Here is a 17194-nt window from a genome sequence, read left to right on the forward strand (position 1 = left end):
TTAATAAAAAAACCCAGCTCAATGAGCTGGGTTTTTTTATTATATAAATTCTCAATTATTTAGAGAATTCTAATCTTTTATTCTGCCCTGGAATTTCAGGTAATTCGTCAATATACATTTTCTGATACGTCGCTTTTTGAACTCCAGATTCGCTGAATTCGTTATACCAGTACTCTTTCTGAGTGGAAATCATACCTCTGTTTCCAGCGATAACATTTAGAGCAGCATTAAGCAAAGGGTCTGAAGCTTCTCCAAGAACTCCAAGATCTGATATGCTCTCTACAATTTCAGTATCTGGTGTAATTCCGTCAAACGGCACTCCTACGTTATTAGAGTTTACAGATTCATACACTAATGGTTGAATAGCGTACGTATGATCTGGATTCACACCATTTCTACCATAATTGCTGGAATCGTATAAAGTCACAGATGCCTGGGACTTACCAACAGTTTGATCTCCTACAGTAACCACATCGATATATGGAGCAAGTCCATTAACTACAAGCTCACTGGCAGAAGCTGTAGAACTTGATACAATCGCATATAACCTGGTAAGATTAAGACTGTTGATCGCTTCTCCACCTTCCAGAGTTGTAGTAAATCTATTGAATAACCTGTCTGGATCATTATTCAGGAAGTAGTTTTGATAATCTGCGTTCCATTGTTGTTTAGCAAAAACTTCGCCTGTAAACTGTCCTGTGATCATACTGGCCAATCTGGTAGCAGAACTTACGCGACCTCCGCCATTATATCTTAGATCCAGGATCAACTCTGTAATTCCTTCCGCCTGGAAGTCTGCAAAAGCTGCATTTAACTCATCGTCAAAGTCGGCAACAAAACTGTTGTATAGCAAATAACCAACCTTCGTTCCATTCACGTCGAGAACATTTGTCACCAGAATCGGGTTTTCTGTCAATACCTGAGTATCGATGGTTACCTCTTCTCCAGTAGATGTTACGGTATTATCTTCAATAGTGGCGAGACCAAAAGTAAGGGTAGATTCTTCCAGTAGTCCGCGGTAATTGGCCACGGTCAGGGTCTGACCATTTAAAGTAGTGAACAAATCCCCTCTTTCAATATCAGCATTCTCAGCGTTTGAACCTGGAATGATATAACGTACAACACCAAAGAGATCATCACTACCAGAAAATCTGTAAAGTCTAAAGTCTACACCGGTTGTTTCAGAAATACCAGCGAAACTATTTTCAAGAGCTATATAATCATCTGTTATAAAACTGAATCGATCCTGATCTATCACCAAACCATCGTAAAAAAGATTTTCAGGAGAATCAAAGCCCATTAAATATTCATTTAGATCATCCTGAGTAGCGAAGAAATTATCTCCAAGTTCAGGAACCTGACTCTTATAAACATAGATCTCATTCATTCCTTTCCATACGAAATCCTTGATTTCCAGTTCAAGATTTTCTTCCGGAGTTTCACCAGTCACTGGCGGCTCTACGGGTTTCTCAGTTACTCCAGATCCATCATCATCACTGGAACAACCGGTAAGTAAACTTCCTGCAACGGCAAAAAGCATTAAGTATTTACTTATTTTCATAATATAATTAGGGTTTAATTTTTCTAAATTTTTTTCTAAAAATACTTACATATCGACAAATAAAAAATTTATTGTAACAAATCTATTGTCTATTCGTCGTAAGTATAACAAGGCAGTACAAACTAACCATCTATCAATGCAAGAGCGCATCTTTTTGAGCCATATAAATCCTGTAAAGGATAAAATATATCGACTGGCGTTGAGGCTACTCACATCAAGAGATGCGGCCGAAGATGCTACTCAGGAAGTGATTCTAAAACTATGGAGCCGGAAGGATAAGTTCAAGTATTATGCCAATATAGAAGCTTTTGCAATGACGATCACTAAAAATTACTGTTTAGATCAGTTAAAACTTAAGCAGAACAATAACCTGAGAATTATACACCAAAGTTATGAGAGCAAACAAACGCCATTACAAACAGAAATCGAAGTAAATGATGAAATGCAGTGGTTAGGCAGGATTGTTGACAGACTGCCAGAACAACAAAAAATGATCTTTCAGCTTAGAGATATAGAGCAGTACGATTATGATGAGATTGCTGAGATCATGAACATGAATCAAACGGCTATACGCGTTGCACTTTCGAGAGCAAGGAAAGCGATACGGGAAAAGCTGGTAAAAAAACACAATTATGGAATCAAATAGAATTGAATATTTGCTGGGTCGTTATGAGGAAGGAGAAACGACTCTTGCTGAGGAAAAAGAGTTAAGAGAATATTTTAGTCAGAAGGAAATTCCGGAACACCTGGAAGCTTATGCATTGCTTTTTAAGTTTCAGGCCCACGAAAGCAAAGCAGTTTATACTGAAGACAAGGTTCTCAAACTTGAAAGCAAAAATTACCGGTTTGCATGGACTTCTATAGCGGCAGTTATCATTGTTGCACTAGGGATCTTTTATTTCAACCAGTCACAGCCTTCATTAACCACTTCAGAAATGAGTGCTGTAAACGACCAGGAGCAAGCTCTCGAAAAAACGAAACAAACCTTAAAAATGGTTTCTGCAATGATGAATGAGGGAACTGCAGATCTCGTTTACCTACAGGAATTTAATAAAACCAAGAATCAAATAATTGAATTAAACTAAATCTATAAATCATGAATAAATTTGTAATTGCCCTGCTGTTAGCCGCAGCTCCAATGTTTACTCAGGCTCAGAACTTCGAGAAATATGAGAATATGAAAGAAGTCGATGCGATGGTGATGACCAGTAAAATGTTCAAAATGCTCGCCAAAGTGGATCTGAGTGAAAATGATCCGGAATCGCAACAATATATGAAGCTCATTGAGAATCTGGAAAGAATTCAGATCTATAAATCTTCCAACCCAAAGGTAATGTCACAGATGTCAAGCGATGTTAAATCATACCTGGCCAAAGGAAGTCTTGAAGAGTTAATGCGAGTGAATGAGAATGGTAAGAACATAAAATTCTATTCTCTGCCGGGTAAGAATGATAATTATGTAAGCGAACTGTTTATGTTTCTGGAAGGAACTGATGGATCGGAACCTATGAATATCATTCTTAGCATTACTGGACAGATCGACCTTTCACAACTGTCGAAGTTAACTGCAGACCTGAAAGTTCCTGGAGCCGAAGAATTAAAGAAAGCCAACAAAAAATCTTAATTATATGAAATCAATCAAATTAGTAGTCTTAAGCATCTTTACCTTAATTGCGGTATCCTGTAGTAACGAAAAATCTTTACAGAAGTATTATGTAGAGAATCAGCAGGACAGTGATTTCCTGGCGGTAGACGTTCCTACCAGCTTATTTACCAATGCAGAAGCACTTGATGAAGAGCAAAAATCTACGATGGAAACTATCAAGAAAATCAATGTACTTGCTCTGGAGAAGAATGAGAATCCTGAGAAATATGAGCAGGAGAAACTTAAACTTGACGAGATCTTCCAGGATGAGAAATACCAGCTTTTAATGCGTTACGGCGGTAGTGACCGTAAAGCGGCTCTTTATTTTACTGGTGAAGAAGATGCAATCGATGAGTTGATCGTTTATGGATATGATAACGAAAAAGGTCTTGGGGTAGCTCGCGTGTTGGGTGAGAACATGGATCCTGAAAAGATCATGGAAATGATGCAGTCTTTAAAGTCTGAAGATATTAATACTGGAGGCATCAAAGGAGTGATCGATATCTTTGGCAATTCCAATGAGAAGAAGACAGATTCCACTGAAGTTGATATGGAAAAAACGGCAGATACCTTATAAATTACTAAATGTAATTTTTTAATTAGTTGAAAGAAAAAGCCTCCGGACATTTCGGAGGCTTTTTTATCATTAGTGAATCAGTAATTAAATTCCAGTATAATTCTGAGGCGTTATCCTGTGAAGCTCATTTCGAACTTCTTCAGTCACATCCAGCTCATCAATAAACCTGGAAATACTTTCTTTAGTAATTCTCTCATTGGTTCTGGTAAGACCTTTTAAAGCTTCATACGGATTTTTAAAACCTTCTCTTCTAAGGATCGTTTGAATAGCTTCCGCAGCAACAGCCCAATTATTTTCGAGATCTGCATGCAATTTGTCCTCGTTTAAAAGTAATTTGTCAAGCCCTTTCAACGTAGATTTAAATGCTATGAGGGTATGCCCCATGGGTACGCCAATATTTCTAAGCACTGTACTATCGGTAAGGTCACGCTGTAATCTGCTTACTGGTAATTTAGCTGAAAGATGCTCGAATATCGCGTTGGCAATTCCAAGATTTCCTTCTGAATTTTCAAAATCAATAGGATTTACTTTATGTGGCATAGCTGAAGACCCTATTTCCCCTTTCTTGATCTTCTGTTTAAAGTAATCCATGGAAATATAAGTCCAGATGTCGCGATCCAAATCAAGCAGAATATTATTGATTCTTTTGAAAGCATCAAATAATGACGCTACATGGTCGTAATGCTCTATTTGTGTAGTAGGGAAGGAGTGATGGAGTTTTAAAGTTCCTTCGACAAAATTCTTTCCAAAAGCTTTCCAGTCGGTTTCAGGATAAGCCACTTTGTGAGCGTTGAAATTACCGGTCGCGCCTCCAAATTTCGCTGCGTGTGGAATATCCTTTAAAAATGTCAACTGCTCTTTTATTCGAACGATAAATACCTGAATTTCCTTTCCAAGTCTGGTAGGTGAGGCAGGTTGACCATGCGTTCGGGCCAGTAGTGGAATATCTTTCCATTCTTCAGCAAGTGTTTCCAGCTTATTGATTATTTGCTCTAGTTCTGGAAGATAAACTGCTTCCGTAGCTTCTTTTAAACTAAGGGGAATAGCGGTGTTGTTTATATCCTGTGAGGTAAGACCAAAATGGATGAATTCTTTAGAATCCTGCATTCCAAGCTTTTCAAATTCTTCTTTTAAAAAGTATTCTACTGCTTTTACATCATGATTCGTGACTTTTTCGATCTTTTTAATGGCTTTCGCATCAATAGAAGTGAAATTTTCATATAATTCTCTAAGCTTGGTAAAATTTGAGGAATCTACATCCTGAAGTTGTGGCAAACCCTGTTCATATAGCGCTATGAAATATTCTACTTCGACCAGGATTCGATAGCGTATCAATGCTTCTTCACTAAAATATGCTGAAAGTTGCTTTGTTTTGGATCTATACCTTCCATCTATTGGAGATACTGCAGAGAGGGATGTCATTTCTTTATTTTAAAAAATTAAAGCATAAAGATACTTCTTCCTGATCGACTATAAAACAGAAGTTATAATTTCCTAAGGATCCTGGAGGCACGAGATCTGTATCCGGCAGATGAGGTTTCAATATCTTTTGCGAGCAGCGCTTTAAGCTCAGGTCTAATCCAGGTTTCGTGATCGCTAAGCTCATATATGTTCTGCATCGCGAAAACCTTTACTGCAGTTTTCTCATTGTTTAGTAGAAAATGAAATGAAAGCTGAATTATTTCCTCGATATCTGATTGATCCATGCAAACAGTAGCTTTAGCACTTCCAAAATCCTCAACCAGGAAGTTGAATATTTTCATGATAAACCTCTTGGATGAACCGCATTCATGTAATTTACCACTACTTATGATCATAGATGCAAACGGTGCTATTAACTCGCAATGCTCGCGCCCAATGATTTCGAGGACCATCCACGCTTTTCCAGATAATTCCTGGGGTTGGCTAATAAATTGAATGATGTGTGATATAAGTTTCTCTGATACGATCAGGTCTGCAGCCTGTTTTCGGGATGCAAGCGCCATCCCGGTCATTTCCAGAACTTTCTCCACCTGAATCATTGTGACAATAATCGTTCTACCACTTGTGGAACACCTTCTGCAGCCTTCTTGCTTATAATGTGCAAAGACGAATGTTCTCGAATATTTGGTTTTGGATCAATAAAGTACATGGGACATCCTTGCGGAACGAAATCTACCAGTCCGGCGGCAGGGTATACCTGCATGGAAGTGCCAACAATTATAAGAACATCTGCCATTGCACAATGTTCAGCTGCAGGCTGAAACATAGGGACCGCCTCACCAAACCAGACGATATGCGGTCTTAACTGCATATGATGTTCACAGAAATCACCACTTTTAATGTCATTTCTCCAGTCCATCACCAGGTTTTCATCAAAGGTACTTCGAGCTTTCAGTAATTCACCATGAAGATGTAAAACATTTGAACTGCCGGCGCGTTCATGAAGATCATCTACATTTTGAGTGATGATCTGTACTTCATATTTTTCTTCAAGGGCTACCAGTGCACGGTGAGCAGCATTGGGTTCTACCTCCAGTAATTGTCTTCTTCTTTGGTTATAAAATTCCAGTACTAATTCGCGGTTATTTTCCCAGGCTATGGGTGAAGCCACTTCCATTACATTATGACCTTCCCATAAACCGTTGTCATCTCTAAAAGTTTTCAGACCGCTTTCAGCGCTAATTCCAGCTCCGCTTAGTACAACTATTTTTTTCATTCGAATAAGATTTCTGATTGATGTTGACAGTTTGAAAGCTTAAAATACGAACTAATTTTGAGCCTGACCTTGTTATAATTGCTCCGTGAACAGTATTAGAGGCACAATTCTTTTTATTAGTTATTGAATATCAGGTTATATGAGAAATATCAACAAGTCTTCAAAGAAATAGCTAAAAAAGAAGACAGAATTTATAAATTAGTCCGGCCATGACCGACCAAATTTTATTAGAACATTTACAAGGTTTTCTCACTGACCGAAGAATTCATCTTTTCGAAAAGGTGCTTGCTCAAAGAACAGATCATTTTACCGTGGTCGCACAGGATGTTTACCAATTGCACAATACCAGTGCGGTGGTGCGTAGTTGTGATGTTTTTGGAATCCAGAACCTGCATATCATCGAAGAAAATCTACCCAGGAGAATAGATAAGGAAATTGCAATGGGCGCCCAGAAATGGGTAGACGTACATCGATACAATACTTCCAGGGAATGCCTTCATGAATTGCGGCAAAAGGGATATCAAATTGTGGCAACAACACCTCATGATGAATCTACCATGCTGGCAGATTTTGATATTACAAAACCTTCTGCCATATTTTTTGGAACTGAGCAGAATGGTTTGTCTGAAGAAATTCTGAGAGAAGCAGATTCCAGTATTAAAATTCCTATGTATGGCTTTACTGAAAGTCTGAATATTTCTGTTTCAGCAGCCATCATACTTCAGTCTTTAAGGGAAAAGCTCGAAAGATCTCAAGTGAACTGGCAGTTTTCTGAAGAAAGAAGACAGGAAGTTCGTCTGGCATGGACCAGGAAAACTATTAAAAATTCCGAAGAGATTATACAACGCTTTCTTAATCAGTAAATATTCGTAACTTTTAAAATCTAAAGCTGAGCAATGACCCTGTTTTTCTACTTAATTATTGCCTTAATAACTTTTTTTGCTTTTCTGCACGCATGGGCTAAAAAAGACTTTGATGTGAGCAGGACGGTAGTGATCAACAAATCCAGGGAAGAAGTCTATGGGTTTGTTCGCCAATTAAAAAATCAGCCTTTATGGAATCCTTTGTTTCAGCGTGATCCTAACGCAGTTTTAAAATATAAAGGTCCCGATGGCATGGTGGGTGCCTCTTTTTACTGGAAAGGCAACAGTAAAGTAGGTGAGGGCATCCAGAAAATCGTAAAAACCAAGCAGGGACGGGTTTTTGAAACTAAAATATTATTCGTTAAACCAGTTAAGGTTAATGCGCTTACGTATATAGGTGTTAAAGATCTGGATAGCGAAAAAACCAAGATGGTTTGGGGAACCAGAGGAAACCTGGCGTTTCCACTCACCATTATTAGCATTTTTTATTCTCCTGAAAAAGCTATGGGATACAATCTGGATGAAGGCTTAAAAGAATTGAAACAAATTCTGGAAAATCGCTAATTCTTCTGAAGTACTTTATACTCCTCATAACAGCCATTAATGGCGTTTAATATCTGTAGATCATTGGCAGTACGCATAAAATCTTCAGAGTAGTTACAATTATTCAGGATCTCATCAATTTCAGCGCGATTAACCTGTAATAAGGCCATAAGGGTTTCACGGTCGAACTTATTCCGAAGGAGGTCTTTAATATCTTCATCCTTCTTCATCTCTCTGAGTTTCCGCATCTGCCTGGGTCTTGCTCCAAAAATGTTATTTACAAGATCTGCGGGATTTGAAAGAGAGCGTAATGCCTTGGTAACGGCATTTGGAGATTTGTCACCACCTTCGTATCCAGAGTTTAATCCTGAAATACTATAGCGATAATTGTCATAGATCGGAATGTTCTTAGCGTCTATTTCAAGATATCCGGTAAGATTATTGGAAGTAACCGTTACTTCCTCAAGATCGAAACCAAGCTCGGTCATCTTCACTTTGACATTACCATATTTTAACCAGTCATTTGTTACGCGGACTCTAATGGATCTAAAGCCCAGATAGGAGAAATACAACGTATCATTTACTGTAGCCTGAAGTTTAAAATCACCCTCTTCTCCGGTAGTGGATCCTTTTACCTGGTTGAGATTGACGATATGAACGTTTTCAATAGGTTTGTCATTAGCCGCATTCATCACCGTACCGGCAACGATATCTACTTCCTGAGCAGATAAGATACCTGTGAGTAGAAACAATAAAAGGGGGAAATAAGTCTTCATAGCAATTGAACCTAAAAATAGAAAATCTTCATAAAAAACAGTGCCAAACTTAAACTAAGTTTGGCACCTTTTATTTTATGCTTTCGATCTTCTTCTTTTTATGGAACTCTCAACATTCTTGTTTCGACTTCCTTTGCGGTGACCTTTTTTGTCTCCTCGATCTGAACCGCTTCTTCGTTTGCCAAAGCTTCCTTTGTCGTTAAAACTTTTTCCACCGCCTTTACGACCGCCTCCGCTTCTTTCTCTGCGTTTTCTACCGCCTCCTTCAGATTTCTGATCTTTTGTAATTTCTACATTAACGTATCTACCGTTCTGCTGATAGTCTGTAAAAGTTTTCAAAATTAGGTCTGCATGCTTCTCATCTGTATTGAAGAATGAAAAACTCGCTTTACAGTCTACTTTAAAAATATCATCTCTGTCCAGGTTTAGTTCGCCTGTAAGAAAGTCTTTAAGACTTTTCCAGTCATATCCATCTTTAGAACCAACATTGATGAAATATCTTGTATTTCCTTCTGAAACTTCTGGTCTGCCTCCTGCAGATTCTGCAGTAAGATCTGGAGCTTTCTGGTAATAATTAAAAAAACGAGTGAATTCAACTGAAAAGAATTTTTTGATCAACTCTTCTTTAGTGAAATCCTCCAGAGCTTCATTGATATTTGGAAGATAAGGATCAATATCATGATTGATCTCAGTTTTCTTGATATCATTTGCTAGATGGAAAAGCTGGATCTTGCAGATCTCTTTTCCATCAGGGATTTGTTTCTCTTCAAATTTTTGCTGAATGATCTTTTCTATCGTACGAATCTTGCGAACCTCACTTTTGGAAATGATCACCATGGATACACCGCTCTTGCCAGCTCTACCTGTTCTACCACTACGGTGAGTATAAGTTTCAATCTCATCTGGCAACTGGTAGTTGATCACGTGAGTAATATCATCCACATCGATACCACGAGCAGCAACATCTGTAGCAACCAGCATCTGGATCTGCCTGCTTCTGAAGCTTTTCATCACCAGATCACGTTGATTCTGGCTAAGATCGCCGTGCAATGCAGCGGCGTTATAACCATCTTCAATCAGTTTTTCAGCGACCTTCTGCGTATCTCTTTTTGTTCTACAAAAAATTACAGAGAAGATATCAGGATTAGCATCTGCTAGTCTCTTTAAAGCATCATATCTATTCCTGTGATTTACCAGGTAGTATTCATGAGTCACGTTAGAAGTACCCATATTCTTTGATCCTACCGTGATCTCAACCGGATCCTTCATGAATTTCTTGGCGATCTTGGCAACTTCCTTAGGCATGGTTGCTGAAAATAACCATGTCTTCTTATGCTTTGGAGTATGCGAAAGTATGCTTTTGATATCTTCATAGAATCCCATGTTCAGCATTTCATCTGCCTCATCAAGAACACAATAGTTAATAGTTGAGATATCTGCAAGATTTCTTCGAATCATATCCTGCATTCTCCCGGGAGTTGCAACGATGATCTGCGCCCCTCTCTCAATTGCTCTTGCCTGATCTGTTATGCTGGCACCACCGTATACAGCAACTACATTCAAAGATTTTTTGTATTTACTGTAGTTCTTTAACTCATTGGTGATCTGTAAACATAATTCACGAGTTGGCGATAAAATTAAGGCCTGAGTTTTTTTTGAGTTGGAATCTATTTTCTGAATAAGTGGAAAACCAAATGCTGCGGTTTTTCCTGTTCCAGTTTGTGCCAGAGAAACCAGGTCGGTTTCCTGAGATAGTAGAATAGGAATTGATTTTTCCTGTACTTCACTAGGGGTTTCAAAGCCCATGTCGTTAATGGCCTGTAGCAAATCTGCGTCCAGTCCAAGTGCTTGGAATGCGTTCATTCTTTTTTGTAAGTATTCGATTATCGTATGTAAGTGTTACATAAGAAGCGAATCGACATACTTAAACCTAAACTTCCAGTAACACATCCTCACCCTGAGGAATTTCAAGCCGCAAAGATACGTTTAAATCTGACGCAAACTAATTTAAATTAAAATAATTAGTTAGCTGTGAATTAAGTAGATAGGTAATCGATGAGTTCCTTAAATGCTTTAGCCCGATGACTTATCTTCGATTTCTCCTGCAAATCCATCTCGGCAAAGGTTTTATCAAACCCTTTAGGTTGAAAGACCGGATCATATCCAAAACCATTTTGACCGCGCTCTTCCTTGGTGATTGATCCTTCGCAAATGCCGGTAAAAAGATTTTCATTCTCTTTTAAACTAAGTGCGATCACGGTCTTAAATCGTGCGTTACGATCATCACGCTCTTCCAGTTGATTTAAAAGTTTTGCCCGGTTTGCAGCATCGTCTTTTATATCGCCAGCATACCTGGCCGAGTAAACTCCCGGAGCTCCGGCAAGTGATTCCACTTCCAGTCCTGTGTCGTCAGCAAAACAATCGTAACCGTACCTGCTACGCACATATTCTGCTTTTATGATTGCATTGGCATCGATCGTATCTCCTGTTTCCTCGATATCTTCATCACAACCAATATCCTGCAGACTTAGTAATTCTATATGATCTGGCACCAGCGCCTGGATCTCCTTGAATTTATTCTCATTATGAGTAGCAAAAACTAATTTGATCGTATTCATTATCTATGATGGTAAGGTTCGTTTTTAAGAATGGTAAAGGCGCGGTACAATTGCTCAGTTGCAAATAAACGTACCATTTGATGTGAGAAAGTCATTTTAGACAGCGATATCCTGCCATTAGTCCTTGCATAGAGAGTTTCTGAAAAGCCATATGGTCCACCAATAATAAAGATCAAGCGTTTTAATCCAGCGTTCATTCTCTTCTGTATGTATTCTGAAAAGGCTACGGAATCATATTGTTTACCGTTTTCGTCAAGCAGTACAATGAAATCTGAATTCTGAATGCCATTTAATATGAGATCGCCTTCCCTGGACTTCTGCTGATTCTCATCAAGATTCTTCGTTTTCTTAAGATCAGGGATCACTTCAAGCTCAAATTTTATATAGTGCTGAAGTCTTTCAGAATAAATGTTTATTAGAGCTTCCAGTTCTCGTTTATCGGTTTTCCCGACGCAGACTAATTTTATGGTCATCCCGTGATTTTAGTACAGACTTTACTACATTTACAAAAATAAGCAGAGAAAATGATCTCAAAGGAACAATTCGAAAAAGAAATAGAATTTATCATAGAAAACTCCATTCGTGAAGATGTAGGAGATGGAGATCACAGCTCCCTGGCCTGTATTCCCAAAGCTGCAACCGGTAAGGCCAAACTGCTTGTGAAGGATCAGGGGCTTATCGCCGGAGTCGCTTTTGCTGAAAAAGTATTTCAATATGTGGATCCAGATCTGTCTATTGATGTAAGGATCCAGGATGGAAAAAAAATTCAGAAAGGTGATGTAGCATTTTACGTAGAAGGTTCCTCTCAGTCTATATTGAAAGCTGAAAGACTTGTGCTGAATGCCATGCAGCGAATGAGCGCGATCGCTACCAAAACTGCAACTTTCGTAGAAAAGCTGGAAGGAACTCGTACAAAGATCCTGGATACTCGAAAAACCACTCCGGGGATAAGAGCTCTTGAAAAATGGGCCGTTAAAATTGGAGGTGGAGAGAATCACAGGTTTGCTTTGTATGATATGATCATGCTGAAGGATAATCATATAGATTTTGCCGGCGGTATTACCAGGGCAATAGACAAAACTAAAGAGTATCTTGCCAGTAAAGATCTTGACCTGATGATCATTGTAGAGGCGAGAGATTTGAACGAGATAAAAGAGATCTTGCAATCTGATGGAATTTATCGCATTCTAATAGATAATTTCAACTACGAAGATACCAGGAAAGCGGTAGACCTTATCAATGGAAAATGTCTGACAGAAAGTAGCGGGGGAATCACTTTGGAGACTGCACGCGCTTATGCTGAATGTGGAGTCGATTATATAAGTAGTGGTGCGCTAACTCACTCTGTTCACAATTTAGATCTGAGTTTAAAAGCCGTTTAAAAATGGCACCAAAGAAAGCGCTCAATTCCAAATTGCAGGAACTATCAGCCTGGTGGAAAAGCTGGTCAAAAGGGGTGAAGCTTCCTGGTCTTGATGGCTTGACGCTTTATAATTTATGGATCATTTACTGGGGTGGAATTGTTAAGGGAACTTTTTCTACCCGGGCAAGTAGCATTGCGTTCAGCTTTTTTATGGCCATTTTCCCATTCTTGCTGTTTGTACTGAATTTGATTCCGTATATCACATTTATCGATGATTTCCAGATTGAATTCCTGGTATTTATGGACTCTTTGCTGCCTCCGGAAACTTCAGATTTTTTTGGGACTATTTTTGAAGATATTGCAAGTACTCCCAGAGGTGGACTATTATCTGTTGCCTTTATCCTTTCAGTATTTCTAATGACCAACGGTGTAAATGCAATCTTTACAGGTTTTGAATTCAGCTACCACACTAAAAAGAACAGATCGATCCCCCGGCAGTATGCTGTTGCACTGGGTGTTGCGCTCATATTGGCACTGTTGTTGCTAATATCTGTAATAGGTGCTGTATATACCACCTACGCCATAGCAGACCTAACAGATCTGGGGTTGGTTAGCGAAGAAGGTACTGGAGCACATCTATTAAAGTATATTGGATTTGTTATTTTAATATATACATCTGTGGCGATACTTTATTATTTTGGAACCAAGGAAGCAAGACAGGCAAGATTCTTTTCTGTAGGCGCAACCTTTACAACCATACTTATAATAATTGCCACCTTTTTATTTAGTTTATACATAACAAATTTTTCAAATTACAATGAATTGTATGGTTCGATTGGGGCTTTGTTGATACTTATGTTCTATATATGGCTCAATTCCAATCTTTTATTACTCGGTTTCGAACTAAATGCGTCTTTAATCAAATTAAAAAAGAATTTTAAATAACTTTAAACCAAACTAAACTTACAAACATGAAAAAACTAGCAGTTTTATTTATTGCAATGATGAGCTTCGGCCTGACTTCAGCTCAAACAGAAGTAGGCGGTGTTAAACTACCAAAGTCTGAAACCTATCAGGGGAAAACACTTCAGCTAAATGGGGCAGGAGTGAGAGAAAAATTATGGATAGATCTTTACGCAGGTGGATTATATCTTGCCGAAAAATCTTCCAGTGCTGAGGCAATTATGTCTTCAGATAAACCAATGAGCATCAAACTACATATTGTTAGTAAATTGATTAGTAGTGATAAGATGGTTGATGCTGTGAACGATGGTTTTGAAAGTTCCATGAATGGTAACACAAAACCATTGGCCTCTGAAATTAAAAAGTTCAAAAGTTTCTTTATGGATGAGATCACTAAAAATGATGTTTTTGACATCGTTTATCTTCCGGGCTCTGGCGTGACCGCATATAAGAATGACAAGGAACTGGGTTCTATCCAGGGAATGGAATTTAAAAAGGCACTTTTTGGAATCTGGTTATCTAAAAACTCGGTTGATGATGATCTTAAAGAAGCGATGCTAGGAAAATAAGATGAAAAAATTATTGATAGCTCTTTTAATTCTTTCTCTAGGTTCAAATGAGTTGCTCGCACAGGGTGTTTTTGGAAAATGGGAAAATAGAAATGAACAAGGCGTGGTGAACAGCATCATCAGCGTTTATGAAAAAGATGGCAAAGTCTATGGAAAAGTAGATCGAATCATGCGGGAAAAGGACAGAGATAGGCTCTGTACTGCATGTGAAGGTGATCTTAAAAATAAACCAGTTGAAGGTATGGAAATCATGCAGGGCCTGGTAAAAGATGGTGAGGAATATAGTGATGGGACGATTGTTGACCCTAAAACAGGTAAAGAATATCGTTGCAAGATTTGGATTGATGAGGAAGAGCCAGACGTATTGAACATTCGTGGATATATCGCCCTGTTCTATCAAACCCGTACCTGGCAAAGAGCAGAATAATTTATTGTAAGCATAAAGCTGCCTGGAAAGTCAGACTTATTTCATAGAACTAAAGTTTCTTAATACTTTTGAGTTCTTGAAAAAGGTCACTGTTCAGGCAGCTTCTTATTTGTTATAATCCATATTTTTATGTCCCACTTTGTAGATCTTATTTTACCCTTGCCACTGGACAACAGGTTTACGTATACTGTCACAAATGAAGAGGCAGAATTTATCCAGGAAGGAATGAGGCTCGCTGTTCCTTTTGGCAAGAACAGGATTTACACTGGGATTGTGGCAAAGATGCATGGAACTCCCCCATTGAACTATGAGGCAAAACCCATTCATCAGATTCTCGATGAAACTCCGCTGCTAACCAGAAACCAGTTAAAATTCTGGAACTGGATAGCTTCCTATTATTTATGTACGGAAGGCGATGTGATGAGGGCAGCCTTACCCGGGGCATTTTTACTGGAAAGCGAAAGTATTCTTAAGCTTGCTTCTGAAGTCAAAATTGAAGATGAAACGCTTACTGATGATGAATATCTTGTGACTGAAGCCTTGCAGAGACAATCTTCCATGAAGATCCAGGAGATCGAGCAGCTGCTTGAGAGGAAAAAAGTATTGCCTATCATTAACAGGCTTGTTTCAAAAAATCTTGTAGAACTTCATCAGGAAATTTACGAGCAATTCAAGCCAAAGGAAGTTCGATATGTCATTCTGAATCCTATGTATGAAGCAGAAGCAGAAATGCATGCCTTGCTGGATGAACTCTCCAAGGCACCGAAACAGCGGGAAGCTTTGTTCAGCTATTTCAGTTTGACGGCGAAATCTCGAAAAGCCTTAAAATTGAAGGAGCTCTCAAATAAATCTGGTGTTTCTGCAGCGGTCATCAAAGGCCTTATTCAGAAGAAAATATTGATAGAAGAATATCGATCTACAGACAGGATTGAGTTCAATTCAGAAATTAGTCATCACGAAATAAATTTTAGCAGCGAACAGGAAAGAGCTTTTACAGAAATTTCCAATCATTTTGCAGAAGAAAGTGTTTGTTTATTACATGGGGTCACATCTTCCGGGAAAACAGAGATCTACATTAAACTTATTGAAGCGGCACTTGATGAAGGAAAACAATGTTTGTATCTATTGCCGGAGATTGCGCTTACAACGCAATTGATCAAAAGACTACAGAATTATTTTGGTGATAAAGTGCTGGTATATCACAGTAAATATTCTGTTAACGAACGCGTGGAGATTTACAAGCATGTAAAAGAGAATAAAGATAAAGGTAAGATTGTGATTGGAGCAAGATCTTGTATTTTCCTTCCTTTTCAGGACCTTGGTCTTATCGTAGTAGACGAGGAGCATGAAGCTACTTTTAAGCAATATGATCCTGCGCCCAGGTATCACGCGCGCGATGCTGCGGTAGTACTGGCCAATCTTTTCAATGCAAATATTATTCTTGGTTCTGCCACACCTTCAATAGAATCTTATTTCAACGCTGTTCATAGTAAGTATGCGCTGGTGGAACTTCATAGCAGATTTGGGAATGTCATGATGCCTGAAGTCGAGGTGATTGATATTAAAACGGCGCATAAAAAGAAAAAAATGACCGGCCATTTTTCAGAAAGATTAATCGAAGAGATCAAATCAAGTCTGAATGAAAATGAGCAGGTGATTCTCTTCCAGAACAGAAGAGGTTTTTCACCTATATTGGAATGTAATACTTGCGGGCATTCACCGCAATGTCCAAATTGTGATGTTAGTTTAACCTATCACTCACATAATAACCAGTTGCGTTGTCATTATTGCGGTTATCATATTGCGATGCAACATCAATGTATGGCCTGTGGCAGCAACGAAATTACTACCAAAGGTTTTGGAACAGAGCAGGTGGAAACTGAATTAAAAGCACTTTTTCCCAAGCATAAGATTGGTAGAATGGACCAGGACACTACCCGAGGTAAATATGCTTATGAAAAAATCATTGAAGCTTTTGAAAATCATGAAACTGATATTCTCATCGGAACTCAAATGTTAAGCAAGGGACTGGATTTCAGGAAGGTGAGCCTTGTGGGAATCATGAATGCAGACAATCTCCTGAATTTCCCAGATTTCAGGGCACATGAGCGTAGTTTCCAGTTGATGCTGCAGGTAGCAGGAAGATCTGGCAGAACAAAGAAAAGAGGCAAGGTCTTGATACAGAGCTATAATCCATACCATCAGATTATTCAGCAGGTGTCTACAGGTGCTTACAAAGAGATGTATGCTGAACAATTGGAGGATAGATATCAATATCAATATCCGCCTTATTTTCGTCTCGTACGGTTGACACTAAAAAGCAGGGATTTTTCCAGAACGAATGAAGCAGCAGAATGGCTCGCCAGAGCATTGCAGAATGTTTTCGACAGGTATGTTCTCGGTCCGGAATTTCCACCGGTTGCGAGAATACGTAATGAATATTATAAGAATATACTCATCAAGATACCGCAAAAACAAAACCTTGGTAAAACGAAATCCATGATTAGCAGGATTCTAAAGTCTTATCATGCTATAGGTGCATTCAGATCAGTTAGAGTGATTACTAATGTGGATCCACAATAAAAAAACCA

General features: G+C 38.6%; 19 protein-coding genes. 11 read left to right on the top strand and 8 right to left on the bottom strand.

Translation table 11 applies throughout. The annotated features are described in order from the left end of the window. Window positions 1–55: 55 nt before the first annotated feature. Complete coding sequence (locus tag G529_RS15975; RefSeq protein ID WP_051201462.1) at window positions 56–1561, bottom strand: S41 family peptidase; 1506 nt, start codon at window positions 1559–1561, stop codon at window positions 56–58. Window positions 1562–1697: 136 nt separating this feature from the next. On the opposite strand from G529_RS15975, the gene G529_RS0113580 reads away from it, so the two are divergent. The 4 genes from G529_RS0113580 to G529_RS15980 are packed head-to-tail and all read left to right on the top strand — an operon-like array spanning window position 1698 to window position 3783. Next, complete coding sequence (locus tag G529_RS0113580) at window positions 1698–2207, top strand: RNA polymerase sigma factor (protein WP_026916044.1); 510 nt, start codon at window positions 1698–1700, stop codon at window positions 2205–2207. Next, entirely contained in the window at window positions 2194–2646 is a 453-nt protein-coding gene (locus G529_RS0113585; protein WP_026916045.1) for a hypothetical protein, read from the top strand. Before G529_RS0113580 ends, G529_RS0113585 begins: the two co-directional genes overlap by 14 nt. Before the next feature lie 11 nt (window positions 2647–2657). Next, window positions 2658–3185 carry a DUF4252 domain-containing protein gene (locus tag G529_RS0113590; RefSeq protein ID WP_026916046.1) on the top strand — a complete coding sequence of 176 codons (528 nt, stop codon included), beginning with the start codon at window positions 2658–2660 and terminating at the stop codon, window positions 3183–3185. Window positions 3186–3189: 4 nt separating this feature from the next. After that, complete coding sequence (locus G529_RS15980) at window positions 3190–3783, top strand: DUF4252 domain-containing protein (protein ID WP_035696145.1); 594 nt, start codon at window positions 3190–3192, stop codon at window positions 3781–3783. An 84-nt stretch (window positions 3784–3867) separates the two neighbouring features. On the opposite strand, the gene purB is transcribed toward G529_RS15980, so the two are convergent. The 3 genes from purB to G529_RS0113610 all read right to left on the bottom strand — a co-directional run bounded on the left by purB (window position 3868) and on the right by G529_RS0113610 (window position 6481). Then, the gene (gene purB, locus G529_RS0113600; RefSeq protein ID WP_026916047.1) at window positions 3868–5205 is read right to left on the bottom strand and encodes an adenylosuccinate lyase; all 1338 of its coding nucleotides are present in this window, start codon (window positions 5203–5205) and stop codon (window positions 3868–3870) included. A 62-nt stretch (window positions 5206–5267) separates the two neighbouring features. Continuing rightward, on the bottom strand, window positions 5268–5804 hold the full coding sequence (locus G529_RS0113605; protein WP_026916048.1) for a hypothetical protein: 537 nt from the start codon (window positions 5802–5804) through the stop codon (window positions 5268–5270). Continuing rightward, window positions 5801–6481, bottom strand: a complete 681-nt coding sequence (locus tag G529_RS0113610) for an SIR2 family NAD-dependent protein deacylase (protein ID WP_026916049.1) — start codon at window positions 6479–6481, stop codon at window positions 5801–5803. The genes G529_RS0113605 and G529_RS0113610 overlap by 4 nt, the downstream gene beginning before the upstream one ends. A gap of 209 nt (window positions 6482–6690) precedes the next feature. Between G529_RS0113610 and G529_RS0113615 the strand changes: the two genes are divergently transcribed. Together G529_RS0113615 and G529_RS0113620 are read left to right on the top strand one after the other, a co-directional pair. Continuing rightward, on the top strand, window positions 6691–7344 hold the full coding sequence (locus tag G529_RS0113615) for a TrmH family RNA methyltransferase (RefSeq protein WP_026916050.1): 654 nt from the start codon (window positions 6691–6693) through the stop codon (window positions 7342–7344). 114 nt (window positions 7345–7458) lie between these two features. Further along, window positions 7459–7908, top strand: coding sequence for an SRPBCC family protein (locus G529_RS0113620; protein WP_245566933.1), 450 nt, complete (start codon window positions 7459–7461; stop codon window positions 7906–7908). On the opposite strand, the gene G529_RS0113625 is transcribed toward G529_RS0113620, so the two are convergent. From G529_RS0113625 to rlmH, 4 genes are all read right to left on the bottom strand, one after another. Then, the gene (locus G529_RS0113625) at window positions 7905–8663 is read right to left on the bottom strand and encodes a carboxypeptidase-like regulatory domain-containing protein (RefSeq protein ID WP_026916052.1); all 759 of its coding nucleotides are present in this window, start codon (window positions 8661–8663) and stop codon (window positions 7905–7907) included. The two genes, G529_RS0113620 and G529_RS0113625, sit on opposite strands and share 4 nt — an antisense overlap. A 75-nt stretch (window positions 8664–8738) precedes the next feature. Further along, complete coding sequence (locus tag G529_RS0113630; RefSeq protein WP_026916053.1) at window positions 8739–10526, bottom strand: DEAD/DEAH box helicase; 1788 nt, start codon at window positions 10524–10526, stop codon at window positions 8739–8741. A 173-nt stretch (window positions 10527–10699) separates the two neighbouring features. Beyond that, on the bottom strand, window positions 10700–11272 hold the full coding sequence (locus G529_RS0113635) for a non-canonical purine NTP diphosphatase (RefSeq protein WP_026916054.1): 573 nt from the start codon (window positions 11270–11272) through the stop codon (window positions 10700–10702). Window positions 11273–11280: 8 nt separating this feature from the next. Further along, window positions 11281–11754, bottom strand: coding sequence for a 23S rRNA (pseudouridine(1915)-N(3))-methyltransferase RlmH (rlmH, locus tag G529_RS0113640; RefSeq protein ID WP_026916055.1), 474 nt, complete (start codon window positions 11752–11754; stop codon window positions 11281–11283). Between the two features lie 51 nt (window positions 11755–11805). On the opposite strand from rlmH, the gene nadC reads away from it, so the two are divergent. The 5 genes from nadC (at window position 11806) to priA (ending at window position 17186) form a co-directional block, all read left to right on the top strand. After that, window positions 11806–12663: a carboxylating nicotinate-nucleotide diphosphorylase gene (gene nadC, locus G529_RS0113645; RefSeq protein ID WP_026916056.1), complete on the top strand. Its 858-nt coding sequence runs from the start codon at window positions 11806–11808 to the stop codon at window positions 12661–12663. A 2-nt stretch (window positions 12664–12665) separates the two neighbouring features. Continuing rightward, window positions 12666–13589, top strand: a complete 924-nt coding sequence (locus tag G529_RS0113650) for a YihY/virulence factor BrkB family protein (RefSeq protein ID WP_051201463.1) — start codon at window positions 12666–12668, stop codon at window positions 13587–13589. A 26-nt stretch (window positions 13590–13615) separates the two neighbouring features. Beyond that, window positions 13616–14176, top strand: coding sequence for a chalcone isomerase family protein (locus G529_RS0113655; protein ID WP_026916058.1), 561 nt, complete (start codon window positions 13616–13618; stop codon window positions 14174–14176). 1 nt (window position 14177) lies between these two features. Continuing rightward, window positions 14178–14603 (top strand): DUF2147 domain-containing protein, encoded by a 426-nt coding sequence (locus G529_RS0113660; protein ID WP_026916059.1) that lies wholly within the window; start codon window positions 14178–14180, stop codon window positions 14601–14603. A gap of 129 nt (window positions 14604–14732) precedes the next feature. After that, window positions 14733–17186, top strand: a complete 2454-nt coding sequence (gene priA / locus G529_RS0113665; protein ID WP_026916060.1) for a replication restart helicase PriA — start codon at window positions 14733–14735, stop codon at window positions 17184–17186. The last annotated feature ends 8 nt before the right edge of the window (window positions 17187–17194 follow it).

It is taken from the genome of Christiangramia portivictoriae DSM 23547 (genome assembly GCF_000423045.1).
GTDB lineage: Bacteria > Bacteroidota > Bacteroidia > Flavobacteriales > Flavobacteriaceae > Christiangramia > Christiangramia portivictoriae.

Excerpts from the sequence above, each read along its gene's own strand:
- G529_RS15975 (WP_051201462.1), bottom strand. The coding sequence starts at position 1,561 with ATGAAAATAAGTAAATACTTAATGCTTTTTGCCGTTGCAGGAAGTTTA.
- G529_RS0113580 (WP_026916044.1), top strand. The coding sequence starts at position 1,698 with ATGCAAGAGCGCATCTTTTTGAGCCATATAAATCCTGTAAAGGATAAA.
- G529_RS0113585 (WP_026916045.1), top strand. The coding sequence starts at position 2,194 with ATGGAATCAAATAGAATTGAATATTTGCTGGGTCGTTATGAGGAAGGA.
- G529_RS0113590 (WP_026916046.1), top strand. The coding sequence starts at position 2,658 with ATGAATAAATTTGTAATTGCCCTGCTGTTAGCCGCAGCTCCAATGTTT.
- G529_RS15980 (WP_035696145.1), top strand. The coding sequence starts at position 3,190 with ATGAAATCAATCAAATTAGTAGTCTTAAGCATCTTTACCTTAATTGCG.
- purB (WP_026916047.1), bottom strand. The coding sequence starts at position 5,205 with ATGACATCCCTCTCTGCAGTATCTCCAATAGATGGAAGGTATAGATCC.
- G529_RS0113605 (WP_026916048.1), bottom strand. The coding sequence starts at position 5,804 with ATGATTCAGGTGGAGAAAGTTCTGGAAATGACCGGGATGGCGCTTGCA.
- G529_RS0113610 (WP_026916049.1), bottom strand. The coding sequence starts at position 6,481 with ATGAAAAAAATAGTTGTACTAAGCGGAGCTGGAATTAGCGCTGAAAGC.
- G529_RS0113615 (WP_026916050.1), top strand. The coding sequence starts at position 6,691 with ATGACCGACCAAATTTTATTAGAACATTTACAAGGTTTTCTCACTGAC.
- G529_RS0113625 (WP_026916052.1), bottom strand. The coding sequence starts at position 8,663 with ATGAAGACTTATTTCCCCCTTTTATTGTTTCTACTCACAGGTATCTTA.
- G529_RS0113630 (WP_026916053.1), bottom strand. The coding sequence starts at position 10,526 with ATGAACGCATTCCAAGCACTTGGACTGGACGCAGATTTGCTACAGGCC.
- rlmH (WP_026916055.1), bottom strand. The coding sequence starts at position 11,754 with ATGACCATAAAATTAGTCTGCGTCGGGAAAACCGATAAACGAGAACTG.
- nadC (WP_026916056.1), top strand. The coding sequence starts at position 11,806 with ATGATCTCAAAGGAACAATTCGAAAAAGAAATAGAATTTATCATAGAA.
- G529_RS0113650 (WP_051201463.1), top strand. The coding sequence starts at position 12,666 with ATGGCACCAAAGAAAGCGCTCAATTCCAAATTGCAGGAACTATCAGCC.
- G529_RS0113655 (WP_026916058.1), top strand. The coding sequence starts at position 13,616 with ATGAAAAAACTAGCAGTTTTATTTATTGCAATGATGAGCTTCGGCCTG.
- G529_RS0113660 (WP_026916059.1), top strand. The coding sequence starts at position 14,178 with ATGAAAAAATTATTGATAGCTCTTTTAATTCTTTCTCTAGGTTCAAAT.
- priA (WP_026916060.1), top strand. The coding sequence starts at position 14,733 with ATGTCCCACTTTGTAGATCTTATTTTACCCTTGCCACTGGACAACAGG.